This window comes from Pontixanthobacter sp. CEM42 (assembly GCF_017812015.1).
Lineage (GTDB): Bacteria > Pseudomonadota > Alphaproteobacteria > Sphingomonadales > Sphingomonadaceae > Pontixanthobacter.
Genome location: NZ_JADQTN010000001.1, coordinates 512,607 through 538,952, shown reverse-complemented (window position 1 = coordinate 538,952; position 26,346 = coordinate 512,607). Strand labels below are relative to the sequence as shown.

The following is a 26,346-nucleotide window of genomic DNA, read 5'->3' as shown; positions in this document are numbered from 1 at the left end:
AGACGCGCATCGGGGTCCCTGCAAGCGCCGAAAGAGTAGTTGCACGCAGGAATTCTTGTGGCGGTATCAGTCGGAGAATTAGGGTGCCGTAACGTCAGTCAAGTGACCGGTCTTGATCCACACACGAGCACCATTTTTTCCGGCCTGCGCGTTCAGCGTATCTCCGGGTGGGATTCGCAGCCAGCTATGCTTGCCCAGCTCTTCACCACCGAAAATCACCAAACCGTCCAAAACCAGCAATTCAGCGCCGCCTGGAGCATCGAAGGAACGCTTGGCATCGAACGCCCATTTCTCGACCGATACCGTCTCTCGCTCGTCCTGATGAATGGTCGAAGCCGATATGCCTTTTTGGCCTTCAGCCGGCCCTAGCGTCTCAGCGTTCAAATCGACTGAGAATTGGTTCCGGTCATCCGGATCGAATTGCCATAGTTTCACGAAGATGGTACAGCCCGGTTCTGATCCCGGCACATGATGGGTCGTCGGCGGGTTGCGGACATATGTGCCGGCGGGATAGTCACCATGCTCGTCCTGAAACACGCCCTCCAGAACTATGAATTCTTCACCGCCGCCATGGGTATGTTCGGGAAAGCTGCTGCCGGGCGCGTAGCGGACGATTGAGGTCGCCCGCGCCACCTCCCCACCGATCCGGTCCAGCATTCGGCGATCAACACCGGCCATGGGTGACGGCACCCAATCGATCTGATCGCTATGCACGATCACGCGTTGGTCGAAATCGGCGTTGATCTTCATCACATTGCTCCATTGCCCTCAAAACCGAATTGGCGACTTGAGCGCGTGAATTCAACTTGGCGGTTTCAAGTTAGTACCGCATAACAAGCTGGTGCCACGCCCCAGCCCATCCGAATTTGTTCGCAACCGATTGGTCGGCCGCGTTCGCGCGGTGTTCAATGATGTCGAAAAGGGACAAGAACCCGTCCCGCCATCAGATGATGCACTGTTCGCCAAAGACTCGCCGATCCGCCTCGTTCATGCAGACGCGGTGTCGATGACGGTCGGTGGTATTCGCAGCCTGCTGTTGCAGATGTTGCATCCGCCTGCACTGCACGGCGTGCTCGACCACTCCAATTTTCGCCAAGATATGCATGGCCGATTGCGGCGCACTGCGCGGTTTATTGCGATCACAACATTCGGTCACCGTGACGAGGCCGAGAAGATCATTGGCCGCGTCAACCGCATCCATGCGCAGGTGGGCGGCACATTGCCCGATGGCACGCCCTATTCCGCACAGGACCCGCGCACTTTGGCATGGGTTCACGTCGCTGAAGCGCTCAGTTTTCTGGAAGCTTACCTACACTATGTGAACCCGGCGATGACATATGCCGATCAAGACGAGTATTTCCGCCAGTTCGCCGTAATCGCTCGCAAGTTGGGCGCCGATCCCGTGCCCGAAACGAAGGCTGAGGCGGAAGCGTTGTTCAACGAATTTCGCGATGATCTGACAGGCTCCACCGAAGCGCGCGAAGTGGCCGATCTGGTTCTCAACCAGCGGCCAAAAGGCACTCCTCCCGGGGTCCAGACAATGCTCGGCACGGCAGCTGTCGATTTACTGCCATCCTTTGCGCGCCCGATGCTCGGTCTTAAGCAACCCGGCCTGTCGCTGCTGCCGACGAAGATCGCCACACATACCGTCGGACGAACGCTGCGCTGGGCCTTCAAACAATAGCCACATTCTTCGCGCATGCTGCAACCCACACGGGATAGGAGTAGTGCAATGTATGTCAGCGGATTTGTGATCGCCGTGCCAGAGGCTAGCAAGGACGATTATCTTGCGTTGGCTAAGGCCATGGGGCCAATGTTTATCGATTATGGGGCACTTGAATGCGCCGAGAATTGGGAAGCCGATGTGCCAGACGGTGACAGCACCGATTTCCGCAAAGCGGTACAAGCTAAACCCGATGAGAAGATCGTCTTTTCATGGATCATCTGGCCCGACCGCGAGACCTGCGACAAAGGCCACAAGGACATGATGGAGGACGAACGGATGCAAGGCCATCCAGAAATGCCGTTCGACGGAAAGCGGATGATCTTTGGCAGTTTCGATGCCATCTACACATTGGGGCGCGATTGAGGAGAGAGACAATGACCGACAAACGTGGCGATTTCGTTTGGTATGAGTTGATGACACCGGACGTCGACGCGGCGCAAAAATTCTATGGCGGACTGCTTGGTTGGGAATTCGCCGATGGCGGACAACCGGACATGGAGTACCTTCTCGCCAGTAAGAACGGCACCGAAGTCGCTGGGTTTATGACGCTCACCGACGAGATGACCGAAGGCGGCGCGCAGCCGCTATGGGCGGGTTATGTCGGTGTCAACGACGTCGATGCATCGGCCAAGGATGTCACCACGCTGGGTGGCACAGTGATGTTAGAGCCTCAGGATATCCCCAATGTCGGTCGTTTCGCCTTTCTGGCCGATCCCCAAGGTGCACCGATCTATCTGATGAGCCTAGGGGAAGGGAGCGAGGCTTTTGCAAAGCACGACCCGCGCGATGGTCATTGCGCATGGAACGAACTCGTTACCGACGATCCCACTTCTGCCAAGGCATTCTACACTTCCCTATTCGGTTGGGAGAAGGACAGCGAAATGGATATGGGCCCGATGGGTCTATATGAAATGTTCAAAACAGATGACTACGCAGTCGGCGCGATTATGAAGAAACCGGAAATGATGCCCGCATCGCTATGGGTCTATTATTTCCGCGTGCCCAATATCGATGCAGCCGCCGACTTCGTGAAGGCCAGTGGCGGGCAAGTGCTGACCGGGCCTATGGAAATCCCCGGCGGCGACCACATCATTAATGGCATGGACCCGCAGGGCGCGTTCTTCGCCCTGATCGGAAGCAAAGGCTGAGGGACCAATATGGCTGACTACACATTCTTCACCAACCCGATGTCGCGCGGGCAGATCGTTCGCTGGGCGCTGCATGAGGCAAGTGCCGACTACGAAACCCAGCTGGTCGATTGGACGAACAAACCCAAGGGACTGCTCGATGCCAATCCGATGGGCAAAGTGCCGACGCTGGTGCACCATCATGGCGATCATGCGCATGTGATCACCGAGGCTGCCGCGATTTGTGCGTATCTCGCCGAAGCCTCCGCACCAGAGCTACTCCCGACCGCCGAAGAGCGCGCTTCTTACCTGCGCTGGATGTTCTTCGCTGCAGGGCCTTTGGAACAGGCAGTTATCGCCAAATCGATGGGTTGGGATGTTCCCGATGGTAAAGAGGCAATGGCTGGCTTCGGTACGTATGACCGGACAGTGGAAACGCTCATATCGGTATTGTCATGCAAGGACTTCATCTGCGGTGACCGCTTCACCATGGCGGATGTCTATGTCGGCAGTCAGGTCGATTGGGGCATTATGTTCAAGTCTTTGCCCGACGATCCGGTGTTCACTGCCTACGCCGAGCGTCTCCGCGACCGCCCCAAATACAAGGAAGCGAAAGGCATCGATATGGCTCTAATTGCGGAGGCTGAAAGCAATCGCTGATAAACTGGCGATTTGTCTGTGGTTCGAGAGCGGGGCTGAAGATGCTGTTCGTTTCTACTGCGACCTTTTTCCCGAGAGCGAAATCCACTCCATCAATCGTTCGTCGACCGATTGGCCGGGAGGCAAAGCAGGCGATGTGTTGACGATCGATCTGACGTTGCTTGGCACGCTTGCGATGGCGATGAACGGCAATACCGATGACAGCTTCACCAATGCGATATCACTGCAGGTTTTCACCGACACGCAGGAAGAGACCGACCGTTACTGGGATGCTCTGCTCGGCGAAACAGGTTCGGAGATGGCCTGTAGCTGGCTAACCGACCGCTTCGGCATTCGCTGGCAAGTCGCCCCACGGGTCTTGATGGAAGGGCTCGGGCATGACGACCCCGACGTGAAAGGACGGGTATTCGGCGCGATGATGGAAATGGTCAAAATCGATCACGCCAAGATCGAGGCAGCCATCGCTGGAAAATAGGCGGCTAGCTAAATGCCACGCTTTTCCGCAGTAACTGATACGCCTCGACCACCCTGCCCAGCCGAGCTTCATGGCTTCGGTCGCCGCCATTGCGGTCCGGATGGTATTGGCGAACAAGCTGTGAATAGCGGCGGCGAAGGCCCGCACGGTCAGTGTCGGTTTCCAACCCCATTTCGGTAAGCGCTTCCTGCTCTCGCGGAGTGAAGCGACCATAATCCGCCACATTACCGGCCGCGCGTTTCTTGATACTGGCGGCGCGCCCGCTGATTGCATCGAGCGGATCGTCAAAGTCGGCCCAGCGCGGCATTCCGTCGACGCCTGCATCTGCCCGGAATGTGCGATTTTCTGTACGCCAGCCGGCCAAGGGAGATTGCGCGGCGAAAATCTCTTCCGCGTTCATTCCTTCAAACCAATCGTAGCCCGCGTTGAATTCGCGCACATGGTCGAGGCAGAACCACAGATATTGACCCGGCCCGTCAAATCCGGAACCGCGCGGCCCGGGTGCCCGAAATTCACCAGGTTCGGTGCAGCCGGGTGCACGGCATTCTTGCCCCGCACTCTCAAACCGACCATGGAACCTGTCACCGCGCATAGCGTCCTAGAATGGGGACGCCCGAGCAAATTGCAAATCAGGAGAGACTGCCCGTGAGTGTTAATTTGAGAGTGGCTGGAGAAATGGAGAGCCTGCTGACAGAGGCTTTTGCTCCAACGAAGCTCGAGATCATCAACGATAGCGCATCGCATTCGGGGCACTCGGGCGATGACGGCAGCGGCGAATCGCACTTTACCATCGTTATCGAAAGCGCCGCCTTTGAAGGCGTATCGCGCCTGCAACGCCAGCGCATGATCAACGCGGCGCTAGGTGATATCCCCGGCCAGCGCGTGCATGCTCTTGCGCTCAAAGCATCAGCACCGGGAGAAAATTCATGAGCGATATGGTTGTTTGGATCACTGGCGCATCATCGGGCATCGGCGCGGCATTGTCTGCGGAATGGGCCAGACGCGGTGCCAAGATTATTCTGTCAGGCCGTGACGAAGCACGGCTGGCGGAAGTTGCGGACAGCCTCGATACCGAAACGCTGATTCTGCCATTCGATGTGCGCGATGATGCGGCTCTTGCCGATGCAACGAGCAAAGCAATCGCGTGGACTGGCAATGTCGATGTGTTTGTTGCCAATGCGGGCGTTTCGCAGCGCAGCCGCGCGGTGAAAACCGATATGCAGGTCTATCGCGATATTATCGATATCGATCTGACCGCACAGATTGCTGCTACGCAGGCATTGCTGCCACATATGAGTGAGCGCGGATCGGGTAAGCTTGTATTTATCTCATCCATCGCGGGCAAAGTCGGCGTGCCGATGCGGACCGCCTATTGTGCCGCCAAGTTCGGGCTAATCGGCTACGCTGATGCACTGCGCGCGGAAATGTCAGTGAGCGGTGTCGATGTGCATGTGATTGCGCCGGGCTCGGTCGCCACCAATGTGTCACGCAATGCACTGTCCGCTGATGGCACCAAGCGCGGCAAGAGTGACGAAGTGATCGACAATGGTATCCCACCAGAAGAAGCGGCCAAGACAATGGTCGATGCTATCGAGGCGGGCGAGCGGGAAATCATCGTAGCGCGCGGCATGGAAGAGGCGATGGGCGAAACCCGCAAGACACCCGACCAAGTATTCGATCAAGTCGCTGCGATGGTCGCTGCGGGCTATATGGAAAAGCTGGAAGCGGACGGCTGAGTATGAGCGATGCTATGAAACGGGTGACGCTAGCTTCCGGCATTGAGCTGGATGTGGTTGATGAAGGACCACGCGATGGCGAAGTGCTCATTTTCCTGCACGGCTTTCCGGAGTCACATCGCACTTGGCGGCACCAGATTCCGGCATTCTCAGACCGTTATCGCTGCATCGCGCCCGACCAACGCGGCTATCGCGGATCGTCCAATCCGCAGGATGCAGCAAGCTACACGCCAGACCAGTTGATCGGCGACATCTTCCAACTTGCCGATGCGTTGGGCGTAGGCAAATTCACGATCGTCGGTCACGATTGGGGCGGCGCGATTGCGTGGGGCGTTGCCATTGGCGGGCAAGTGCAAAGGGTCGAACGCGCGATTATCGCCAACGCCCCGCATCCGGCGATTTTTCAGCGATTGCTCTACACTAACCCTGCGCAACGCGCGGCGAGCCAATATATCCGCGCCTTCCGTGATACCGCGCATAACGACTTTATCCGCGAGGCAGGGCTTGCGGTGTTTCTCAGCCGCGAAGCCGAGTGGGAGAGCGCCTCTGTGATGACAACCGAGGATCGGGCGGCACAGCTCGAAGACTGGGCAGACCCGGACACGCGGATCGCGATGCTCAATTGGTACCGCGCCAGTCAGATGGATGTGCCCGATATGGATGCGCCGTTCGAATTACCAGCCGGGTTTGAAGGACCAACACTCCCGAATTTGACCATCCCCACACTCGTCATCTGGGCAATGGACGACATGGCCTTACCGCCAGAAAACCTCGAGGGCATGGATGAACTGGTTGACGATCTGACACTGGTGCAGGTGCCCGATTGCGGTCATTTCGTGCCATGGGAAGCTTCTGAGAAGTTCAATACCGCGATGGAAGAGTTCTTGGCCAAAACTGGCGGTTAGTCGCCAAACCACTCTGCCCATGCGCCATGTGGGTGACCGCATCCGAGCAGAACTTCCTCGTCTCCACCGGGCCAATATCGCACTTTCAACTCATGCCGGAATGTCGCGCGATTGGTTTCCAGCGCAATCCATGCAAGCGGCTTTTCTTTGGTTGCCTTAGCGCCAGCCTCTTCCATCGCCGCTTCGATGTCCGCACGCGTGGCTTCGGGAATATACTGCCAGACAATAGAGTGGCTGAGTACGCGCGTTACGCCCTGTTTCTGTGGACGCTCCAGCATCTCCGCGACGAAATCACCCGCGTCTTGCTTTACCAAATCGGGAACTTGCTCGCTGGCGAGCTGAATGGCGGCTTCAATCCTGCCCATCCGCGCCGTTGCCTCAGGCCAGACATAGGACTTCAATCGCAACGCCGCTTCGGGATCGGACAAGTCCACAGGAGCCTGATCACACCCGCGAATAGCCGCAATCTCAACGGGAGAATCCGGCGGCGGCGGACCGCGCCATTCGGGTTTGATCTGCATCGGCGAGGTAGCTGGTCCGGATGGCACGCCGCCCAGATCGAAGTGATAGCGATCCATCATCGTATTAACACCGGCACTTGCGCCCAATTCATTGATCTCGAACTTTGGTCCCAACCGTACAGACAGCCACATCAGCGCGCTCATAAACCCCCAAGACCGTCCGGCCTCATTCGTCTGCGGCGGGCCATCGAGCCATGGCAGCAGCCGAGTATCGAAAGTCTCGACCAGATCGACGACAAGCGCATCAATGGTCGCCTGATCGGTCGTCAGTCCCGCATAGACCGGCTCCAACCGCCGATCCGCACCGGTCAGCAGCAAATTGTGCAATCCGCCATTGATACGTAGCGGCATTGCATCTTCAAGACTCAGTCCTTCCCACGTCGCCATCCTGCGGCCAACAGCCGTGTCGCTGTCCAGAACCGCAAGCAGAGCACGCACTACTCGTCCGGTATTTGGTGCCCCGGCCTCCTCCGCATGGGTTGCCTGCCATTCGATAGCCTCAGGCACATCGACGATGTTCATAATTCCATTTGCAGCCACACAATCTCCTTTTCGTTGCCCTTTCGAGCCCTAGTGCCTATTTGCCGCGCATCATGACAACCCCGCTAACCTTCGCCGTGCCCAAAGGGCGCATTCTGGATGAGGCCCTGCCCGTTATGGCGCGCGCCGGAGTGGTTCCGGCAGACGCATTCCATGACAAGAAGGATCGCTCGCTCAGCTTTGCGACGACCCGCGAGGATATGCGGTTGATCCGTGTGCGTGCTTTCGATGTCGCAACCTTCGTAGCACATGGCGCGGCCCAAGTGGGAATCGTGGGCAGCGATGTGATCGAAGAGTTCGACTACTCAGACCTTTACGCGCCAGTCGATCTCGATATCGGCCATTGCCATTTGTCGGTGGCTGAACCGAAGGAAGGCGCGGAAAGCATCGACGGTGCAAGCCATATTCGTGTCGCGACCAAGTACCCTAATATCACACGCCGCCACTTTGAGGCGCAGGGTATTCAGGCCGAATGCGTCAAATTAAACGGAGCGATGGAGCTTGCACCCAGCCTTGGTCTGGCGGGCCGGATTGTCGATCTGGTTTCTACTGGGGCGACATTGAAGCAGAATGGCTTAGTCGAAAAAGACAAAATCGTTGAAATTACCGCTCGGCTGATCGTGAACCGCGCTGCGCTAAAGACCGATCCGCGCGTTGCCGCATTAGTCGAAGCATTCCGCGCGAACGCCGCACAGGACGCCGACTGATGCAGCGCATGTCGATCAATGATGCCGATTTCGAGCGGAAGTTTCGCCGGATCGTAGAGGATCGCCGCGAAAGCGGTGGTGATGTCGCGAACCAAGTCAGCTCTATTCTGAGTGACGTTCGTGCGCGTGGTGACGCTGCTTTGGTGGATATGACGCAGCGCTTCGATCAACACGCTCTGACCAGCGACGATGATTGGGCAATCTCGGCTGATCAGTGCAAAACTGCATTTGACGATTTGGAACCAGGCCTGCGCGATGCGTTGCAATTGGCGGCGGATCGTATCCGCACATATCACGAAGCACAGCTCCCCGAAGATCGCGACTACACCGACGAAGCGGGTGTCCGGTTGGGCGCACGCTGGCAGGCAGTGGATGCAGCCGGGTTGTATGTGCCCGGCGGACGCGCGGCCTACCCTTCCTCGCTCCTAATGAATGCCATTCCCGCGAAGGTCGCAGGCGTTGGGCGACTAGCCGTCGTGACACCAACGCCGAAGGGCGTGGTCAACCCGCTCGTACTCGCCGCCGCGCACCTTGCAGGCGTTGACGAAATTTGGCGCGTTGGCGGTGCACAGGCTGTTGGCGCGCTGGCTTACGAGACAGACCGCATAAAGCGCGTCGATGTCATTACGGGACCGGGCAATGCCTATGTCGCCGAGGCCAAGCGCCAGCTATTTGGCGTTGTCGGCATTGATATGGTCGCCGGACCGAGCGAAATTCTAGTGATTGCTGACGGACAAAACGATCCCGATTGGATCGCCGCAGACCTGCTTAGCCAAGCCGAGCATGATCCCAATGCGCAATCAATCCTGATTACCGATGATGAAGGCTTCTCCCGCCAAGTCGCCGACCGGATCGATGTGCAATCCGCGATGCTCTCGACCAGCGCTGTCGCCCAGCAAAGCTGGAAAGATCACGGCGTTGTGATTGTGGTCGATGATCTGGAGCAATCCATCGAACTGGCCAATGATCTTGCCGCTGAACATGTCGAGCTGGCGGTCGAAGACCCTACCCCGCTGTTTGAAGGCATTCGCCACGCGGGCAGTATCTTTATCGGTCGGCATGCGCCCGAGGCTATTGGGGACTATGTCGCAGGACCAAACCATGTGCTGCCAACAGGACGTCGCGCGCGCTTTTCCAGCGGATTGTCGGTGCTCGACTTTATGAAGCGCTCCAGCTTTATCGAACTGGACGAAACCGCGTTAAACGCTATTGGCCCCGCAGCCATGGCTCTTGCGGAAGCAGAAGGTCTGCCCGCACACGCCAAATCAATCGAAAGCCGTCTCAAATGAGCAAGCCCAAATGAGCAAGCACAGTTCACAAGCACGTTCCGCAGCGCGTCTAGCCGCGGTGCAGGCGCTGTATCAGCAGCATATGGAACAGACGAAGCTCGCCAAGCTGCTGGACGAATTCCACCAGCACCGTTTGGGCCGCGAGATTGAAGACGATCAATATGCCGACGCCGATGTCGACTTCTTTGACGATGTCGTGAGCGGTGTCGATGCACAGCGCGACGAGATCGATGAGAAGCTGACCGAGAAGCTCAGCGAAAGCTGGACCATCGCGCGGCTCGACAAGACAATGCTGCAAATTCTGCGAGCTGGCTCTTACGAATTGATGGCCCGCAACGACGTGAAAGTGGGCGTGGTCATCAACGAATATGTCGATGTCGCCAAAGCGTTCTTCGATGACAAAGAGGCCAAGTTCGTGAACGGTGTCTTGGACGCAGTCGCCAAGAGTGTCCGCTGACTGGCGAAAGCGCCTTCATCGATAGCTTGCGGGCACTAGCCACGCATCCCGCAGCGCGCGGGCTGGAAGATGATGCCGCCGTTCTTGAAGTAGGCGGCGAAACTCTCGTGCTTACACACGATACTATCGTCAGCGGCGTTCACTATCTTCCGTTTCAAGATATGGCCGATGTGGCGTGGAAACTCGTCGCGACCAATCTGTCCGACTTGGCTGCCAAAGGCGCTGAGCCAGTCGGCATCTTGCTTAGCCATATGCTCTCCACAAACGATGATCGGTTTGTTGAGGGTCTGACCGAGGTTCTCGAAACCTATGAATGCCCACTGCTCGGCGGCGACACCGTGTCGAGTGATGGACCGCCCACATACGGCGTCACGGCAATAGGTCGCGCCGCCCATTCGCCCGTGCCATCGCGCGGCGGTGCGCAAATTGGCGATGGTTTGTATATCACCGGTGCGGTGGGGGCCGCGATGCTCGGCTTTGAGGCACTGCGCGATGCCACAGGGGCGGACACTTCAGCCTATTTGCGGCCCATTCCGCTTCTAACAGAAGGCCAAGCACTTGCGCCGTTAGCGACTGCAATCATGGATGTCTCGGACGGATTGCTTCTGGATGCCAGTCGCATCGCCCAGGCAAGCAGTGTCACGCTGGATATCGACACAGCTTCTGTGCCCATTGCTACGAGCGAAGAACGCCGCGACGAAGCGCTCCGTTGGGGTGACGATTACCAGTTGCTGTTCACCGCTCCGATTAACGCCTCGTCGCCCGTGAATGCGGCGCATATCGGAGAAGTTATCGAAGCATCCGATTCGCCAATCCTCCTGAATGGCACCGCCCCAGAACGCAGCTCACCACTGGGATATAGCCACTAAGCACATGGAATCCGGCTCGACTCGTTGATTTCTGCCGCTTGGGGCTTGCGCAGCCCATACGCGCCCCTATAGCCAACGCACCTTTTTGGACCCGCAATAGCGGGCCTTTTTGATTCTATGCATACGTATGGGGGTTCTCGTGGAACTAGTATTTATCTCAATTGGACTGGGATTGCTGGCCATTGTTTATGGCTTTGTAACCAGTCGCCAAGTTCTCGGCGCTAGCGCCGGGAATGAAAAAATGCAGGAAATTGCCGGCGCTATTCAGGAAGGCGCACAAGCCTATCTGAACCGTCAATACACTGCCATTGGTATCGTCGGCGTTGTCGTCGCTGTCTTGGTCGGTGTGTTTCTTGGCATGATCCCAGCAGTCGGCTTCGTCATCGGCGCTGTGCTTTCGGGCATCGCCGGCTACATCGGCATGAACATCTCAGTTCGCTCGAACGTTCGGACAGCCGCAGCCGCTGAAACCAGTTTGCAATCAGGTCTGACAATCGCGTTCCGTGCTGGTGCGATCACCGGTATGCTCGTTGCAGGCCTCGCTCTTCTGGCGATTGCGGTGTTCTTCTATGTGCTTGTTGGCCCGATGGCTCTCGAACCGAACAGCCGCACAGTCATTGACGGCCTCGTTGGCCTCGCTTTCGGTGCATCGTTGATTTCGATCTTCGCGCGTCTCGGCGGCGGTATCTTCACCAAAGCTGCTGACGTCGGCGCCGACCTGGTCGGTAAAGTCGAAGCGGGCATCCCCGAAGACGATCCGCGCAACCCGGCAACCATCGCCGATAACGTTGGCGACAATGTCGGTGACTGTGCTGGTATGGCCGCTGACTTGTTTGAAACCTATGTTGTTACCGTTGGTGCGACCATGGTTCTTACCGCGCTGCTGCTAACCCAGTTGGGCGATCTGCTGATGCCATTGATGGCATTGCCACTTTTGATCGGTGGTGCGTGTATCGTTACCTCGATCATCGGCACGTATTTCGTTCGCCTTGGCGGCGGGAAGAACGTGATGGGCGCGATGTATAAGGGCTTCCTTGTCACTGCGGTACTGTCCGTTCCGCTGATCTGGTTTGTCACGCAATATGCTCTTGGTAGTGTCGGAACCGACATGAACACCGTTCTCAACGCTGGGACCGGTATGGTCGAGTTCACCGGTATGGATCTGTTCTGGTGCTCCTTGATTGGCCTCGTGCTGACTGGTGTCATTATCTGGATCACCGAGTACTACACCGGCACCAATTACCGTCCGGTCCGGTCGATCGCGAAGGCATCGGAAACTGGCCACGGCACCAACGTGATCCAAGGTCTGGCTATCAGCCTGGAGTCAACCGCTCTGCCGACCATCGTCATCATCGCAGCGATCATCGGTGCGTATGAGCTGGCTGGCTTGATCGGTCTGGCTTACGGTGCGACTGCAATGCTGGCACTTGCCGGTATGGTTGTTGCACTCGACGCTTACGGTCCTGTCACTGACAATGCCGGCGGTATCGCTGAAATGGCGGGTCTGGACGAAAGCGTTCGTGAGAAAACCGATCTGCTCGACGCGGTTGGCAACACCACGAAAGCTGTGACCAAAGGTTACGCAATCGGTTCGGCAGGCCTTGCTGCTCTGGTGCTGTTCTCTGCCTACACTGCTGACCTCAACGCCTTTGCCGACAAGCTCGGCCTAGACGTGGTTGACGGACGTGCGGCTGTGAACTTCAGCCTCGAGAACCCATATGTCATCGTTGGCCTGCTCCTCGGTGCTCTGCTCCCGTACCTGTTCGGTGCGATGGGTATGACCGCTGTTGGCCGTGCCGCTGGTGATGTTGTGAAAGACGTTCGCGAGCAGTTCAAAGAAAAGCCAGGCATCATGGATTACTCCGAGAAGCCCGACTACGCCCGGACAGTGGACCTCGTGACCAAGGCTGCGATTAAGGAAATGATTGTTCCTTCGTTGCTGCCGGTTCTTGCCCCAATCGTGGTGTTCTTCGTGATCCGCGCAATTGACGGACCAGCCAGTGCCTTTGCGGCTCTGGGTGCGTTGCTGCTCGGCGTGATCGTCGGCGGCCTGTTCGTCGCGCTTTCCATGACCGCAGGTGGCGGCGCATGGGATAATGCGAAGAAATACATCGAAGATGGCAATCATGGCGGTAAAGGTTCGGAAGCTCACAAAGCTGCCGTTACCGGCGACACAGTCGGCGATCCTTATAAGGATACCGCTGGTCCAGCCGTGAACCCGATGATCAAGATCACCAACATCGTTGCTCTGCTGCTTCTCGCGGCTCTGGCACACTGATCTGACCCAATAGCCTAGGCTATCAGAAGCCCCGCCGGAAGCGATTCCGGCGGGGCTTTTTTGTGTGTGCAGACTGCGAAAACTCGCGACTTCGTTAAAACCTTATCAGCATTCACCTGCTAACCGCGCGGTGCGGCGCACTTTGCCGCGCGATGTAAAGGTTAATGCATGGCGAGCATCTCGCTCAGCAAAGACAGCTTCGACGGTGCAGCTTCGGCAGCGCCTGAAGGTGTACGCGCAGGGCAGATTCAATCGGCAAGTTGGCAGAAAATCGTCGATGATAGCTTCATCGAAGAGTGGAACGCCCTCACCCAAATCGCCACCGAACCCAATCCGTTTTTTGACAGCTGGAACCTGTGCCCCGCGTTCGAAGCATTCGATCCCAAAGGGGCGGTCGAACTTGTAACGTTCCGCCAAAACGGCGTGCTGTGCGGTCTGCTCCCTATCGAGCGAGCGATGACCTATTACGGCTACCCGGTCCCGCATATTTCCGCATGGTTACATGACAATGCATTCTGCGGCGTACCGCTCGTCGCAAGGGGAAGCGAACGCGCATTTTGGCAGGCAGTGTTAAATTGGGCATCGGCGACCACACGCTCAGCCCTGTTCCTGCACCTGATGCATTTGCCAGAAGATAGCGTGCTCGTTGATGCGCTATCGTCTTCCTTGGAAGTGAAACAACCAGCCGCCGTTGTCCACCGTGAAGAGCGGGCAATGCTTCGTTCCGATCAGACGTCGGATGAGTATTTCACAGCTTCCATGAGCGGCAAGAAACGCAAGGAATTGCGCCGCCAGCACAACCGCCTGTCCGAACTGGGCACTGTCACAATAGAGCGACAATCCGGATCCGCCGGCATCACACGCTGGATCGACACTTTTCTCGCCGTCGAAGCTGCCGGTTGGAAAGGCAAGGAAGGCTCCGCCCTCGCTTCCAACGCAGATACCGAACAGCTCTTCCGCCAATCGCTGGCGGGTGCTGCCAAGAGCAGCCGTTTGGAACGCCTGTCTCTGACCCTATCCGGTAAGCCGATTGCCATGCTTGCCAATTTTGTCAGCGCGCCCGGCGTGTTTTCGTTCAAGACTACGTTCGATGAGGCTTATGCCCGCTTCTCGCCCGGCGTTCTGCTCCAGCGCGAAAACCTCAAGCTTCTCGACGATCCTGCGATTGATTGGGCGGACAGTTGTGCCGCAGCGGACCACCCGATGATCGAACGTATCTGGCGCGAAAAACGCTCGATCGTGCGGATCAATATCGGCCTTGGTGGTGCATTGCGACAGGCCGCATTCAAACAGATGATCCGCGCGGAAAGCGGTTCGGAAGACTTTGGACAATGATGATGGATAGCCAGCACAATTTTCACGATCATACGCCCGATTTGGACGAGGATAGCGACTACACGGAACGCAGCGTGTTCGGCCAAGCAGCCCGCGCCCATTTTGCAACGCACTATCCGGAGAAACCGCATATTCTTGATCATCAGATGTCGGACCATTCGGCACTGACGCTCGATGCATTGGCTGATCTGGCTGGCGAGCTTCCAGAAAACTCAATTGAGTTTAATAGCGGCGATCTGCCGATTGGCGTGGATGGCAAACCCGAAGCGACAGGTCTGTCGATCCAAGACACGATCCGGCATATTGCGACCAGCAACAGTTGGGCAGTGTTGAAGAACATTGAACAATCACCAAGATACAACGCCTTGCTGCTATCGCTGCTCGACGAAATCAAGCCTCAGATCGAGGCCAAAACTGGCGCAATGTTGCGTCCGCAGGGCTTCATATTCATCTCTTCACCGAACGCCGTCACTCCTTACCACTTCGACCCCGAGCACAACATTCTGCTCCAGCTCAAAGGGTCGAAAGTGATGACTCAATTTCCCGCTGGCGATGCCCGCTTTGCACCGGACCAAGTGCACGAAGGATACCATTCCGGCGGTGCCCGCGAACTGACATGGCAGGATGAATTCGCCGAGCACGGAACCGAGCTCGCGATCACGGCAGGACAGGCTCTGTTCGTACCCGTCATGGCACCGCATTTCGTGCGCAACGGCCCAACCAGTTCGATTTCGCTGTCCATCACGTGGCGCAGCGATTGGAGCTTTGAAGAGGCCGATGCGCGCGGGTTCAACCGTATTCTACGCAAAGCTGGCCTGAACCCAACCGCGCCCTCGCGCTGGCCCGGATCAAACAAGCCAAAAGCATACGCCTTCCGCGCGCTCAGAAAGCTTGGGCTAGCAGGCTAAGTATCGTTGACCTGCGCTGCACTGCAACGCAGAACGGTTTCATGAGCGAACCTAAATCCCCGCAAGAGCTGGTCGCTGGCCTCGTCCGCTTGCTGACCGTCACCAAGAACAGCGACGACAATTATACCGGCAATCCGCAAAAGGGCGGCGTGGGCCGCGTATTTGGCGGGCAGGTGATTGCGCAAGCGTTGATGGCTGCACAGGACACTGTGCCTGATGAAAAGGGCGCGCACTCGCTTCACGCCTATTTCCTGCGCGGCGGCAAAGAAGGACCGCCCATCGATTATCAGATCGCACGCGATTTCGACGGACGCAGCTTTTCCAATCGTCGGGTAGTGGCCAGTCAAGCCGAGGAAGACGGTCAGCTGCGCCCGATCCTCAACCTCACCGCCAGTTTCCAGAAGGCGGAAGATGGACTGGAACACGGTGACTACACCATGCCTGATGTCGCCCCGCCAGAGGATCTGAAGTCCGATATGGAGCTGCGGCGTGAGATGATCGCCGAGCAGCCTAATATGCCCGAGGTCGCAAAAAAGATGATGCTGCGCCCGCGCCCCATAGAAATGCGCACCATCGACCGCCTGCATTGGATGAACAGCGAGAAGAAAGAGCCGAAAGCACATAGCTGGTTCAAAGCAGCCGCACCTTTGCCTGCTGATCCTGCCCTACACCGCGCAATCATCGCCTATGCGAGCGACTTCACCCTGCTCGGCACCAGCGCCCTGCCACACGGACTCAGCTGGATGCGCGGCGAACTCAACGGCGCCAGCCTCGACCACACGATCTGGTTCCACCGCCCCGCCAAGGCTGACGAATGGCTACTCTACGCCACAGACAGCCCTTGGAGCGGCAGCGGACGCGGTTTCAACCGCGGCCGTATCTTCAACCGCGGAGGAGAATTGGTCGCCAGTGTCGCGCAAGAAGGCGTGATCCGCCGCCGCACACCCAAAGCCGTCGATTAGTGCGCGAGCACCAGCGGTATCGGCGGATTTTTCAACATCCGGCGCGTGACGCCGCCAAATACCATCTCGAACAGTCGCGCATGGCCATAGGCACCCAGCACAATATAGCCGGCATCGCGACTGTCCGCGGCTTCAAGCAGGACTTCCGCTGGATGCCGTCCAAGACACGGCAGTTCGACGATCTCGCAAGAGATACCGTGCCGCGATAGGTAGGCTGCGCCATCCACCGGCGGCAGCGCGGACCGTTTACGATCATTCTCGTCGGTCACAGTCGCCAGAAATACAGACGTCGAATGCTTCAGCATTGGTAGCGCCTCTCGCAATGCGTGCGAGGCCTCGCGCGAACCGTTCCACGCGACCAGAGCGGGTTTGGTCGGGTCAAATCCCTTGGCATCCTTGGGCGCAACCATCACCGGGCTTCTGCCTTCAATCGCTAGTGTCCCTGCAAGGCGCGATGGCTGCGTTTCAGACCCTTGCGGCGCCAAACAGCCGACCAAGACCAAATCATTGAGCGCAGCATGGCTCATCAGCATGTCATCGGCCATGCCGGCCTCCTGCACCCAGTCCCAGCGCACGTCCTCGTCGGCCAACCGGGCTTCGATCACCTGGCGCAGTTCGTCGGCCTGTTCCTGAACAACCGGCATCATTTGTGCGGTGATCGTGCCGGTGTAGTCGCCGGGGAGCACGATGGGTTGCTGCACGACCTGCAGAAAGGTCAGATGCGCATCGTAAGATCGGGCCATATCCAGCGCGACTTGCAGACGCGCCTCAATGCCGGGATCGTTGTAAACGTGAACTAAGATAGATCGCATGATCGTGACTCCTTCCAGTCAGAGGGAGCGTCATGAAATCGGGGGCTGCGCTCCCTTGCGAGTCTTTTGCGTCGCGCCGTAAAGTCGCGCATTGATCTGGATCAAAATTGGCGCAAACTCGCTCGTGCTTCCGGAGCGCTTGCGTCGTGACCGCCATGCGCTACTCTCAACTCTGAGAGGAACACCCGAATGCAGATCACCCGCCAACCGCCGGTCAAAACCACACTACAGCCGAGCAATCATCCCTATCTCTCCGGCCCTTGGACACCGCTGCATGAAGAAGTGGACGTCGCCGAGTTGGAAGTGATCGAGGGGGAAGTTCCTGCCGACATCGACGGCATCTATCTGCGCAATACCGAAAATCCCGTACACCAGCCGCTCGGCCGCCATCACCCGTTCGATGGCGACGCGATGGTCCATCAGGTGAGCATTTCGAGCGGCAAAGTCAGCTATCGCAACCGCTTCATCCGCACACACTGCTTCACGCAGGAGCAAATTGCGGGTGGCTCGCTGTGGGGTGGCCTCATGGACCCGCCAGGCACATCCAAGCGCCCTGGTTTCGGCGCGCATGGCGGGCTGAAAGACACCGGCAGCACCGACATTATCGTCCATGCAGGCGTGGCCTATGCGACTTTCTACCAATGCGGCGAGGCATGGATGCTTGACCCCGAAACGCTGGAGAATCTGGGCAAAGCCCCGTGGGGACCAATCGATGGCGTATCGGCGCATCCCAAAGTGGATGAGGCCACCGGAGAGCTGATGTTCTTCAATTACAGCGTCCACGCGCCTTACATGCATTACGGCGTGGTCGACCGTGCTGGGAAGCTGGTCCACTATGTCCCGATCCCGCTGCCCGGCCCGCGCCTGCCGCATGATATGGCGATCACCAAAAACTGGTCGATCCTCAACGACATGCCGCTGTTCTGGGACGAGAAACTTTTGAAACGAGACCTGCACGCCGCACGGATTCATGAAGGGCTGCCGACCCGCTTCGCGCTTATCCCGCGTCACGGCCAGCCCGAAGAAATCCGCTGGTTCGAGGCTGACCCGACATATGTGCTCCACTGGACCAATGCTTGGGAAGAAGGCGATGAGGTGGTGCTCGAAGGCTACCACCAAGCGAAACCGATGCCCGATCCGCTGGAAGAAGCCGGTCAATACAGCCACATGATGGCCTATGTGGATGAGCACAGCTTCCAAAGCCGCCTGCACCGCTGGCGCTTCAATCTGAAAACCGGCGAAACCACCGAAGAACGCCTGTCCGACCGGATTGTCGAGTTCGGCATGATCAATCCCGGCTATCTGATGAAGCCTTCGCGCTATTTGTGGTCCACCACCACCCGCCCCGGCTGGTTCCTGTTCAACGGCTATGTAAAACACGACACCCAAACGGGCGAGGAGCAAGTCTTCGAATTACCCGAAGGCATATATGCAAGCGAAAGCCCCATGGTTCCGCGCAAAGGCGCGGCTTCAGAGGATGACGGATATCTGGTGACGTTCCTGATCGACGAGAACACCGGAACCAGCGAATGCGCGATTATGGACGCAAGCGATGTGACCAAAGGCCCGGTCTGCCGACTGAAACTACCACACAAGATTAGCAGCGGCGTCCATACGTGCTGGGTTGAGCGGGAGATGGTGGCTGCAAATTAGCTACAAACCGGTGAGTGAGACTCAGATAAGAGCTGAGGTAAATCTCCATGATTATTCTTCAACCAAGCTAGAAAGGTTGCCGAAAATGGGCCTTTGATGTGCTGACCAGCCACTGACAGCCATTTTTTATACTCGTCAATTGGCAAGCACATAGCCGCGATGAGAGCCGCCGGTTTATCCCACTCGCTCAAAGTTCCAAGTTGGGTCTTCAAAGCCCGAAAATAGGCTCGATCTTTCGCTATACCGCGAAAAAAGAAATGCGAACGTCGCTCAATAATGCTCTGGTTGAAGTCATAAGATTGCCAATCGGTCATTTTTAACTTTAGACTGCCATCAACAAAAAGATTTAGGAGCCAAGCTCTTACGTATGCGAGGTCAGAAAATGGTGGTTTGACTAGGAGTTCACGGACGCGCTCCGAGACTTCGTCTTGTTTGAAGTCATCTTGCTTTGCCGCTGCACTAAGCACGAGGCAAAATTCTCTGGGCACATAGTACAAGAGCTCAGCGTGTTTCTTTAGCAACCGGATTGCATCGATATCGGGCAAAAAACGAAGTGCTCTCAGAATCGCTTTGAAAACGGAGAGGTCGACCTGCTTCTTGTCAGCAATTTCATCCAGCCGATCCATCAGAAATTCAGAAGTCAGGAAGGGATTCGCAATAATGTCCTCTTCACTGTCGTCATCGTCATCGCCGTAACTCAGCTTGATAAATGCCTGCATCTTCTCCATTTCAGCCGAAGTGAAGACGTCTCCCAAGCGATTTTTTGATCGCTCCTCGATATCATTCACCGTCGTTAGATTGGTCTTCGAAACATTGAGTGATAGGCCTTCCGTTCGCATCAAATGCTCCGCGAGCTTGCACAACACAGAGTGGGCCTCCATGCCCTCTGGAATCGCTATTCGGAAGTCATCCACGTAGCGACTAAATCGCAAACCCATATTCTTCAAAAATACATCAGTATCGTTCAAAATGCACTCAGCGATGATCCGCGATGCCGTACTCCCTACAGGTAGACCGTAGGACTGGTTTGCCCGAACGGCCTTGATGACCTTTTATACTAGTTTGGCGGGCTTGGATGGACAATCAGCGTCCAAAAGAATGTTCTCGACGCGATGGAAGTATATTCGCTGATAGAAGTCAGATATGTCCGTTGCGATAGCTGGTCGATTTTCAGCAAACGGATCGTCGGTGCCACTGAATGCAGCTAGATGCGCCAGCCATTGATGGTAGCTTCTTGACGGCTGAAATATCTTCAGGGAGCTTCCAGCTTCAAACCGATATGCAAATGCTTCATTATCCTCTGCAGGCAATCGCGATGCCTCTAGAAAAGGGGCACAATCCAAAATTGCGGCCAGTAAAATGATATTATCAGCTGCGGTCATTTGGTGAGCTATTCTAAAGCCCAACCATGACTTCGGAGTCAGTGTTTCTAGTGCCCCTGCAGGCTCGTATTGTCCTATATTGAGGTTGTCGCAGTCATCAGCGATTTCTGACGCGCAATCGAGATAGCAGCGCATTTCCGGCAGGCGAGGAAAGAGATCAGTATCACCAAACGCACCAATGTGATTTATTGCCCGCTTTACGCTAGATCCCGAAATCATAATCTCTCACCTCTTTATCAATACTTGCTTCTTCTACACAATTTCGTCTCCAGCATGATAAAAATCGTAAACCGTCTGTGCGACTGATCCACTAACCCCCGGCGCGCGTTGCAGGTCTTCCAAACTCGCCGCCCTCACCTTTCCGGCTGTGCCAAAATGCAGCAACAAAGCGCGCTTTCTCGCCGGACCTACGCCCGGGATTTCGTCCAGCGGTGATGCGGTGATGGCGCGGCTGCGTTTGGCGCGGTGGGCGCCGATGGCGTAGCGGTGGACTTCATCGCGCCAGAGTTGGAGCTGGAACAGGACCGGCGAATTGGTCGGCAGCATTTTTTCGCGGCCATCGGGGAAGTGGAACACTTCGCGGCCCTCGCGGCCATGCCCCGGCCCTTTGGCGATTGCGATCAGCGGCACATCCTCGATACCCAATTCCTCCAGCGTATCGCGAACCGAACTCATCTGTCCTTTCCCGCCATCGATCAGCACAAGATCGGGCCATACCGCCTTTTCACCACTGGTTTCGCGGTCAGGATCGTCCTTCATCGCGCGGGCAAAGCGGCGCTCCATCACTTCGCGCATCATCCCGAAATCGTCATCGGTCTGCGCGCTCTTGATATTGAATTTGCGATACTGGTTTTTGATGAAACCTTCGGGACCAGCGACGATCATCCCGCCGACAGCCTTGGAACCCTGAATGTGCGAGTTGTCATAAACTTCGACGCGCTGCGGCACCTCCGGAAGTTCGAGGAATTCGGCCAGTTCGCGCAACGTCTTGGCCTTCGTGCCGCGCTCAGCCAGCCGCCGGTCGAGCGCTTCTTCCGCATTGCGCTGCGCCTGCTTCATCAGGCTGCGCCGGTCACCGCGTTGCGGGATAGAAATATCAACCTTGTGTTCGGCAGCAGCGGCAAAAGCCTCTTCGATCAGCGCTTGCTCGGGCAATTTGCGGTCGACCAGAATGGTGCGCGGTGGCGGCACTTCCTCGTAAAACTGCGCGAGGACATTGGCGAGTACCTGATCCTCCTCCACGCCCTTTGTATGGCTCGGGAAGAACGCGCGGTGGCCCCAATTCTGCCCGCCACGGATGAAGAACGCCTGCACCGCAATCTGCCCGCCTTTGCTAGCGAGCGCGAACACATCGGCATCGCCCACACCGCTGGCATTGATCGCCTGACTGCCCTGAATAAAGGTCGCCGCACGTAACCGGTCCCGCAGAATTGCGGCAGTCTCAAAATCCAAATCCTCCGCCGCTTTGGCCATCTGCTTTTCCAGATCAGCCTGTACCGCGCCGGATTTTCCGCCAAGGAAGTCCTTCGCCTGCTTGGTCAGAGCGGCGTAATCATCCGTAGTGATCCGGTCGACGCACGGGGCCGAGCAACGCTTGATTTGATAGAGCAGGCACGGCCGGTCACGGCGGCTGAAGAAACTATCGGTACATGATCGCAGCAGGAATAGTTTTTGCAGCGCATTGATCGTGGTGTTGACCGATCCGGCACTGGCAAACGGGCCATAATAATTACCCTTCGCGCGCCGCGCACCGCGATGCTTCATAATGCGCGGGAAGTCATGGTCGGACCGCAACAGGATAAAGGGAAAGCTCTTGTCGTCGCGGAGCAGCACATTGAATGGCGGACGAAAGCGCTTGATCAGCTGCGCTTCCAGCAGCAGCGCCTCAGCCTCGCTATTGGTGGTAACGATCTCCATCCGCCGCGTTTGGCTGATCATCCTGAGCAGGCGCTGCGGCTGCCCCTTTGGCTGCGCGTAATTGGCGACGCGGTTTTTGAGCACCCGCGCTTTACCGACATAGAGTACATCACCGCGCGTATCGAGCATCCGGTAAACGCCCGGTACCGGCTTCAAAGTCTTCACCGTATCGCGGATGGCTTCCAACCCCGCATCCAGATCGGGCGTGGCCGACGCGACCGTGTATGTCGCCTTCTCCTCATTGAATCGCTCCGCACCACGAGGATCATGCGGACTGCCAGCTTTGGAGGGTTCACGAGGGTTGGACATGATTCCAGCATAGCCTCGAAAGCGTCGAATGAAAGCTACTCAACTGATTCAAAAGATAGAATCTTTTCGCACCCCATTTGTCTCAAAACGAGAATCGAATTTACTTGTGGATAACGTGTGAATTGGCGACACTATTCGCCTTTCCCCGAGTCGCGCGCTGATCGGCATCGAATGGGTGAAATCGAGTTTTGGGGCTGTGGGGACACACATGAGCTTAGAGAATACCGGACGCGTTTGCGATGGTGAGCATCCCTCGGTAGTTCTCGCCGACATCCGGAATCGTCCGGAAATTTCCGCCCGCGTTATTGTATTCGCCAATGAAAAAGGCGGCGTCGGCAAATCCACCCTCGCCTTCCACACGTCAATTGCGCTGGCCCGCGCCGGGCACAAAATTCTCGCCATTGATCTGGATAAGCGCCAACGCTCTTTTGACCGCGCGCTGGAGAACCGCGAAGCAACCGCGCGCAGTTTAGGTGTCACTTTGCCCACCCCGAAGCATCTGGTGCTGTCACACCAGAGCGGCGCGATGCTGATGCAGGAAATCGCGCGCAGCGGCCAAGGGTGCGATACGATCATCATCGATGTTGCCGGGCATGACTCGCCGATTGCGCGCCGCGCGATTGCTCTGGCGGATAAGCTGGTCACCCCGGTAAATCCCAACTTCGTTGACCTCGACTCGGTCGCCAAATTCAATGTCGGTACAATGAAAATGACCGGCGCTGGCAGCTTTGCCGATCTGGTGATGCAGCTTCGCGAGGAGCGTATTGCAAATGGCTATCAGCCGACAGATTGGATGCTGATCAAGAACCGCGTTCGCCGCGCTGAGAAGGTTCAGCTCGAGCGCTTCAACGCGGCAATCGCCCAACTTCCCGAGAAGCTGGGTCTCCGCGTAACTAGCGGCTTGGCCGAACGCGTTGCCTATCGCGAACTGTTTCTATTCGGACTCACCCATGCCGATTGCCGCGATCTTCCGGGAATGGCAGGTATGAGTGTTCGCAGTTCGACCGGAATTACTCGCCTGATCGATGAAATGGGCCTCCTTGAGACGGCGGACGATAGCATTCCGCCACTGGTCCAATCGCGCAAGCCCGCCCGATCGATGAAGCGCTATCGCCAATCACTGCGGACCTATATCGGCGCGACCAAGAAGGTACCGACCCACGCCTGATGGCCAGCTTGGCGATCTGCAAGGCATGATGATCCAGCCCTCGCGCTGTGCATACATATGCACCGTCGGCATTGACGGCAGGCGATTGTGTGTTACGCCTGCATTACGCTTCAGACCCGGCCGATGATATAAAAGACCGGGATGAGGGCAGAGAGGAAGTCGAAACTTGCGCCAACTCCAAGGTATGGATGCGTCCTTCGTCGCGCTGGAAACACGCAATTCGCCGATGCATATCGGCTCGTTACTCATTTATAATCCGGAAACCGCCCCTGGCGGATTTGTCCGCTACAAGGACATTCTGGGCTTTTTCGAGAGCCGGATGCAGCTTTCGCGCACGATCCGGCAGCGGCTGGTCAAAGTGCCATTCGATCTTGATTATCCCTATTGGATAGAGGATCCAGACTTCGATCTGGAATATCACGTCCGCCATATTGCACTGCCAAAGCCAGGTGATTGGCGGCAGCTATGTATCCAAGCCGCACGCATTTTCGCCCGCCCACTCGATTTGGAGCGCCCACCTTGGGAGTTCACCATTGTCGAAGGGCTGGACAATATCCCGGGCGTGACCCCCGGGAGCTTTGCAATGGTGACCAAAGTTCACCACTCGGCAATTGACGGAATGAGCGGTGTCGATCTGCTTGAGGCGATGCACACGATTACGCCAGATGCACCGCCACCCAACACTCCTGATGAGTGGAAACCGGAAAAGATACCGAATGCAGCCGAACTGCTCGGCAAATCCTATCTTAGTGCGCTGACCAATCCGCTTAAACAGCTCGAAGTAGCCGCTAAAGCCGCACCCGGTATCGCCAATGCGATCAAGGGTTTGGCGACAAAGGACTTCAAAGTCAGCGCTGACATGGTTGCACCGAAATGCCGCTTTAACCGGACGATTTCTCCCGCCCGTGTCGTCGAAGGACGCAGCGTTCCGTTAGCCGATATCAAATCGATCCGTGCGCTTTCGCCGGGTTGCAAAATCAACGACGTATTCCTTGCCATCGTTGGCGGAGCAATGCGCCGGTACTTGCTGAGCAAAAACGATCTACCGGGACGTACTCTTACAGCGATGGCACCGATTTCGGTTCGTTCCAAAGACGAGAAGGGCGATATGGGTAACCAAGTCGCCGCGATGGTCGCCCCGCTGGGTACACAATTGGAAGATCCAATCGAGCGCCTTGAATTCGTTCATGACAAAACTGCCAACAGCAAGGCCATGACGGAAGCAATGGGCGCGCGGAACATGACCGAGATGAGCAAGGTCAGCCCCGCTCTGTTTATGGCGCTGGGCGCGCAGCTCTACACCCGCCTTGGCCTTGCCGACCGGCTTAGCGCGCCGTTTTCTACGGTGGTGACCAATGTTCCCGGTCCGCCAGTGTCGATTTATTCCAGCGGCGCCCGGCTAGAAAGCCAGATGGGCCTCGTGTGCCTGACCGACGGAATGGGTCTGGGCCATGTGGTGCAATCGTATGTCGACGAGGCGACCATTGCATTCACCGCATGCCGTGAATTGATGCCCGACCCTGAATTTTATGCCGAGTGCATTCAGGAAAGCTTTGAAGAGTACCGCGATCTGGCGGCGGGAGCTGCCGCTCCGGCGAAAAAGCCCACTGCCAAGAAGGCGGCACCCAAGAAGGGTCCGGTGAAAAAGAGCACAGCGAAGAAGAAGGCGCCCGCCAAGAAAGCGGCACCCAAAAAAGCCGCTGCCAAGCGCGCCAGCCCAACGAAATCCAAAGGCGGCAAAACGACCGCCGCAAAACCAAAAACAACCCGTCGCACGGCGAGAGGAAAAGCCAAGAAATGACTACTGCAACAATGAACGCAGCACCGGCCGCTCAAGCCGCCAGACCGCCGCATCGAATTTTGACATTGTCAGAGCCTGGGCGCGCAATGGCGGAATTCGCCAGCTTCCTCGCACTGCGTCCGGCAATGGGCATGGGCGCATTGCCCAAAGGCGACGGACACGGTGTACTGGTTCTGCCCGGTTTCATGGCGACTGATGCCTCAACGCGTCCGATGCGCTCATTGCTCGATCGACTTGGATATGAGACCGCTGGCTGGGATCTCGGCCGCAATGTCAAAGTTGATAATGAACGGGTCGAAGCGATGGCCCGCTGCGTTGAAGAACTCTACGAACGCACCGGCGGCAAGATCTCGATCGTAGGCTGGAGCCTGGGCGGTGTATTTGCGCGAGAGCTTGCCAAAATGGTCCCCGACATGGTCCGGATGGTCATTTCGCTTGGCAGTCCGATCAGCGATGATCGCAATCACAGCAATGCACGCATTCTGTTCGAATATCTCAACGGCAAAGAGCCGGAGCCTGTTAAAGCTGGTAAATTCACCGGTCTGGATGAAGCTCCACCTGTTCCAACGACCTCAATCCTGACCAAAGGCGACGGCGTCGTTCACTGGCGCGGTTCAGTGCAGCATCCGTGCAGCCATGAGAACACCGAAAACATCGAAGTGATCGCCAGCCATATCGGCCTTGGCGTGAATCCCTCGGTGATGTTCGCGATTGCGGATCGGTTAGCGCAACGAGAAGGTGAGTGGAAACCGTTCGAGGCGAAAGGCCTCTCGAGCCTGCTCTTCCCGAAAACGCGGCTGCACTAAACT

General features: G+C 57.1%; 27 protein-coding genes. 20 read left to right on the top strand and 7 right to left on the bottom strand.

The annotated features are described in order from the left end of the window. Positions 1-78: 78 nt before the first annotated feature. Positions 79-750, bottom strand: a complete 672-nt coding sequence (locus J9777_RS02510; protein ID WP_209347214.1) for a cupin domain-containing protein — start codon at positions 748-750, stop codon at positions 79-81. 91 nt (positions 751-841) lie between these two features. Between J9777_RS02510 and J9777_RS02505 the strand changes: the two genes are divergently transcribed. From J9777_RS02505 to J9777_RS02485, 5 genes are read left to right on the top strand one after another with little or no spacing between them, the layout of a single operon-like run. Further along, positions 842-1,684, top strand: a complete 843-nt coding sequence (locus J9777_RS02505; RefSeq protein ID WP_209347213.1) for an oxygenase MpaB family protein — start codon at positions 842-844, stop codon at positions 1,682-1,684. Positions 1,685-1,732: 48 nt separating this feature from the next. Next, positions 1,733-2,089: a DUF1428 domain-containing protein gene (locus tag J9777_RS02500; protein ID WP_209347212.1), complete on the top strand. Its 357-nt coding sequence runs from the start codon at positions 1,733-1,735 to the stop codon at positions 2,087-2,089. An 11-nt stretch (positions 2,090-2,100) separates the two neighbouring features. Further along, positions 2,101-2,874, top strand: coding sequence for a VOC family protein (locus J9777_RS02495; protein WP_209347211.1), 774 nt, complete (start codon positions 2,101-2,103; stop codon positions 2,872-2,874). Between the two features lie 9 nt (positions 2,875-2,883). After that, entirely contained in the window at positions 2,884-3,513 is a 630-nt protein-coding gene (locus J9777_RS02490; protein ID WP_209347210.1) for a glutathione S-transferase family protein, read from the top strand. Continuing rightward, positions 3,488-3,988: a VOC family protein gene (locus tag J9777_RS02485; protein ID WP_245228483.1), complete on the top strand. Its 501-nt coding sequence runs from the start codon at positions 3,488-3,490 to the stop codon at positions 3,986-3,988. Before J9777_RS02490 ends, J9777_RS02485 begins: the two co-directional genes overlap by 26 nt. A 4-nt stretch (positions 3,989-3,992) precedes the next feature. Here the strand turns inward: J9777_RS02485 and J9777_RS02480 are convergent, their stop codons facing one another. Then, complete coding sequence (locus J9777_RS02480) at positions 3,993-4,580, bottom strand: DnaJ domain-containing protein (protein WP_209347209.1); 588 nt, start codon at positions 4,578-4,580, stop codon at positions 3,993-3,995. An 83-nt stretch (positions 4,581-4,663) separates the two neighbouring features. On the opposite strand from J9777_RS02480, the gene J9777_RS02475 reads away from it, so the two are divergent. Genes J9777_RS02475 through J9777_RS02465 form a run of 3 tightly spaced genes read left to right on the top strand, consistent with a single transcriptional unit; the run spans position 4,664 to position 6,629 of the window. Then, positions 4,664-4,918 (top strand): BolA family protein, encoded by a 255-nt coding sequence (locus J9777_RS02475; protein ID WP_209348571.1) that lies wholly within the window; start codon positions 4,664-4,666, stop codon positions 4,916-4,918. Beyond that, complete coding sequence (locus J9777_RS02470) at positions 4,915-5,724, top strand: SDR family NAD(P)-dependent oxidoreductase (RefSeq protein WP_209347208.1); 810 nt, start codon at positions 4,915-4,917, stop codon at positions 5,722-5,724. The genes J9777_RS02475 and J9777_RS02470 overlap by 4 nt, the downstream gene beginning before the upstream one ends. Before the next feature lie 14 nt (positions 5,725-5,738). Next, positions 5,739-6,629, top strand: coding sequence for an alpha/beta hydrolase (locus J9777_RS02465; protein ID WP_245228482.1), 891 nt, complete (start codon positions 5,739-5,741; stop codon positions 6,627-6,629). On the opposite strand, the gene J9777_RS02460 is transcribed toward J9777_RS02465, so the two are convergent. Next, the gene (locus J9777_RS02460) at positions 6,626-7,690 is read right to left on the bottom strand and encodes a DUF2332 domain-containing protein (protein WP_348631912.1); all 1,065 of its coding nucleotides are present in this window, start codon (positions 7,688-7,690) and stop codon (positions 6,626-6,628) included. The two genes, J9777_RS02465 and J9777_RS02460, sit on opposite strands and share 4 nt — an antisense overlap. A 53-nt stretch (positions 7,691-7,743) precedes the next feature. Between J9777_RS02460 and hisG the strand changes: the two genes are divergently transcribed. From hisG to J9777_RS02420, 8 genes are all read left to right on the top strand, one after another. Beyond that, a complete protein-coding gene (gene hisG / locus J9777_RS02455) occupies positions 7,744-8,397 on the top strand; it encodes an ATP phosphoribosyltransferase (protein ID WP_209347206.1) in 654 nt (217 codons plus the stop codon). After that, entirely contained in the window at positions 8,397-9,686 is a 1,290-nt protein-coding gene (hisD, locus tag J9777_RS02450; RefSeq protein ID WP_209347205.1) for a histidinol dehydrogenase, read from the top strand. The genes hisG and hisD overlap by 1 nt, the downstream gene beginning before the upstream one ends. 10 nt (positions 9,687-9,696) lie before the next feature. After that, a complete protein-coding gene (nusB, locus tag J9777_RS02445) occupies positions 9,697-10,143 on the top strand; it encodes a transcription antitermination factor NusB (RefSeq protein WP_209347204.1) in 447 nt (148 codons plus the stop codon). Further along, positions 10,140-11,012, top strand: coding sequence for a thiamine-phosphate kinase (gene thiL / locus J9777_RS02440; RefSeq protein ID WP_209348569.1), 873 nt, complete (start codon positions 10,140-10,142; stop codon positions 11,010-11,012). Before nusB ends, thiL begins: the two co-directional genes overlap by 4 nt. 139 nt (positions 11,013-11,151) lie before the next feature. Next, positions 11,152-13,290 carry a sodium-translocating pyrophosphatase gene (locus J9777_RS02435; protein ID WP_209347203.1) on the top strand — a complete coding sequence of 713 codons (2,139 nt, stop codon included), beginning with the start codon at positions 11,152-11,154 and terminating at the stop codon, positions 13,288-13,290. 168 nt (positions 13,291-13,458) lie between these two features. Beyond that, on the top strand, positions 13,459-14,625 hold the full coding sequence (locus J9777_RS02430) for a GNAT family N-acetyltransferase (protein WP_209347202.1): 1,167 nt from the start codon (positions 13,459-13,461) through the stop codon (positions 14,623-14,625). Further along, positions 14,622-15,533, top strand: coding sequence for a cupin-like domain-containing protein (locus J9777_RS02425; protein WP_245228479.1), 912 nt, complete (start codon positions 14,622-14,624; stop codon positions 15,531-15,533). Before J9777_RS02430 ends, J9777_RS02425 begins: the two co-directional genes overlap by 4 nt. Positions 15,534-15,574: 41 nt before the next feature. Next, positions 15,575-16,495: an acyl-CoA thioesterase II gene (locus J9777_RS02420; RefSeq protein ID WP_209347201.1), complete on the top strand. Its 921-nt coding sequence runs from the start codon at positions 15,575-15,577 to the stop codon at positions 16,493-16,495. On the opposite strand, the gene J9777_RS02415 is transcribed toward J9777_RS02420, so the two are convergent. Beyond that, on the bottom strand, positions 16,492-17,307 hold the full coding sequence (locus J9777_RS02415; RefSeq protein ID WP_209347200.1) for a universal stress protein: 816 nt from the start codon (positions 17,305-17,307) through the stop codon (positions 16,492-16,494). The genes J9777_RS02420 and J9777_RS02415 overlap by 4 nt on opposite strands. A gap of 189 nt (positions 17,308-17,496) precedes the next feature. Here J9777_RS02415 and J9777_RS02410 point away from each other — a divergent pair, with 189 nt between their 5' ends. Further along, positions 17,497-18,960, top strand: coding sequence for a carotenoid oxygenase family protein (locus tag J9777_RS02410; RefSeq protein ID WP_209347199.1), 1,464 nt, complete (start codon positions 17,497-17,499; stop codon positions 18,958-18,960). Here the strand turns inward: J9777_RS02410 and J9777_RS02405 are convergent. The 3 genes from J9777_RS02405 to uvrC are packed head-to-tail and all read right to left on the bottom strand — an operon-like array spanning position 18,957 to position 22,568. After that, positions 18,957-20,006, bottom strand: a complete 1,050-nt coding sequence (locus J9777_RS02405) for an RNA-directed DNA polymerase (protein WP_209348567.1) — start codon at positions 20,004-20,006, stop codon at positions 18,957-18,959. The genes J9777_RS02410 and J9777_RS02405 overlap by 4 nt on opposite strands. A 6-nt stretch (positions 20,007-20,012) precedes the next feature. Continuing rightward, entirely contained in the window at positions 20,013-20,561 is a 549-nt protein-coding gene (locus J9777_RS02400) for a hypothetical protein (RefSeq protein ID WP_209347198.1), read from the bottom strand. 33 nt (positions 20,562-20,594) lie between these two features. Next, a complete protein-coding gene (gene uvrC, locus J9777_RS02395; RefSeq protein WP_209347197.1) occupies positions 20,595-22,568 on the bottom strand; it encodes an excinuclease ABC subunit UvrC in 1,974 nt (657 codons plus the stop codon). A 208-nt stretch (positions 22,569-22,776) separates the two neighbouring features. Here uvrC and J9777_RS02390 point away from each other — a divergent pair, with 208 nt between their 5' ends. From J9777_RS02390 to J9777_RS02380, 3 genes are all read left to right on the top strand, one after another. After that, entirely contained in the window at positions 22,777-23,736 is a 960-nt protein-coding gene (locus J9777_RS02390; RefSeq protein ID WP_209347196.1) for a division plane positioning ATPase MipZ, read from the top strand. A gap of 166 nt (positions 23,737-23,902) precedes the next feature. Next, positions 23,903-25,537, top strand: coding sequence for a wax ester/triacylglycerol synthase family O-acyltransferase (locus tag J9777_RS02385; protein ID WP_245228477.1), 1,635 nt, complete (start codon positions 23,903-23,905; stop codon positions 25,535-25,537). After that, the gene (locus tag J9777_RS02380; RefSeq protein ID WP_209347195.1) at positions 25,534-26,343 is read left to right on the top strand and encodes an alpha/beta hydrolase; all 810 of its coding nucleotides are present in this window, start codon (positions 25,534-25,536) and stop codon (positions 26,341-26,343) included. The genes J9777_RS02385 and J9777_RS02380 overlap by 4 nt, the downstream gene beginning before the upstream one ends. Positions 26,344-26,346: the final 3 nt, after the last annotated feature.

What these genes read in the sequence shown, in the direction of transcription:
- J9777_RS02380 (WP_209347195.1), top strand. Translation starts at nt 25,534, where the DNA reads ATGACTACTGCAACAATGAACGCAGCACCGGCCGCTCAAGCCGCCAGA.
- nusB (WP_209347204.1), top strand. Translation starts at nt 9,697, where the DNA reads ATGAGCAAGCACAGTTCACAAGCACGTTCCGCAGCGCGTCTAGCCGCG.
- J9777_RS02420 (WP_209347201.1), top strand. Translation starts at nt 15,575, where the DNA reads ATGAGCGAACCTAAATCCCCGCAAGAGCTGGTCGCTGGCCTCGTCCGC.
- J9777_RS02390 (WP_209347196.1), top strand. Translation starts at nt 22,777, where the DNA reads ATGAGCTTAGAGAATACCGGACGCGTTTGCGATGGTGAGCATCCCTCG.
- J9777_RS02415 (WP_209347200.1), bottom strand. Translation starts at nt 17,307, where the DNA reads ATGCGATCTATCTTAGTTCACGTTTACAACGATCCCGGCATTGAGGCG.
- J9777_RS02465 (WP_245228482.1), top strand. Translation starts at nt 5,739, where the DNA reads ATGAAACGGGTGACGCTAGCTTCCGGCATTGAGCTGGATGTGGTTGAT.
- J9777_RS02470 (WP_209347208.1), top strand. Translation starts at nt 4,915, where the DNA reads ATGAGCGATATGGTTGTTTGGATCACTGGCGCATCATCGGGCATCGGC.
- hisG (WP_209347206.1), top strand. Translation starts at nt 7,744, where the DNA reads ATGACAACCCCGCTAACCTTCGCCGTGCCCAAAGGGCGCATTCTGGAT.
- J9777_RS02410 (WP_209347199.1), top strand. Translation starts at nt 17,497, where the DNA reads ATGCAGATCACCCGCCAACCGCCGGTCAAAACCACACTACAGCCGAGC.
- J9777_RS02500 (WP_209347212.1), top strand. Translation starts at nt 1,733, where the DNA reads ATGTATGTCAGCGGATTTGTGATCGCCGTGCCAGAGGCTAGCAAGGAC.
- J9777_RS02425 (WP_245228479.1), top strand. Translation starts at nt 14,622, where the DNA reads ATGATGATGGATAGCCAGCACAATTTTCACGATCATACGCCCGATTTG.
- J9777_RS02480 (WP_209347209.1), bottom strand. Translation starts at nt 4,580, where the DNA reads ATGCGCGGTGACAGGTTCCATGGTCGGTTTGAGAGTGCGGGGCAAGAA.
- J9777_RS02400 (WP_209347198.1), bottom strand. Translation starts at nt 20,561, where the DNA reads ATGATTTCGGGATCTAGCGTAAAGCGGGCAATAAATCACATTGGTGCG.
- J9777_RS02430 (WP_209347202.1), top strand. Translation starts at nt 13,459, where the DNA reads ATGGCGAGCATCTCGCTCAGCAAAGACAGCTTCGACGGTGCAGCTTCG.
- J9777_RS02475 (WP_209348571.1), top strand. Translation starts at nt 4,664, where the DNA reads ATGGAGAGCCTGCTGACAGAGGCTTTTGCTCCAACGAAGCTCGAGATC.
- J9777_RS02490 (WP_209347210.1), top strand. Translation starts at nt 2,884, where the DNA reads ATGGCTGACTACACATTCTTCACCAACCCGATGTCGCGCGGGCAGATC.
- hisD (WP_209347205.1), top strand. Translation starts at nt 8,397, where the DNA reads ATGCAGCGCATGTCGATCAATGATGCCGATTTCGAGCGGAAGTTTCGC.
- J9777_RS02495 (WP_209347211.1), top strand. Translation starts at nt 2,101, where the DNA reads ATGACCGACAAACGTGGCGATTTCGTTTGGTATGAGTTGATGACACCG.
- J9777_RS02510 (WP_209347214.1), bottom strand. Translation starts at nt 750, where the DNA reads ATGAAGATCAACGCCGATTTCGACCAACGCGTGATCGTGCATAGCGAT.
- uvrC (WP_209347197.1), bottom strand. Translation starts at nt 22,568, where the DNA reads ATGTCCAACCCTCGTGAACCCTCCAAAGCTGGCAGTCCGCATGATCCT.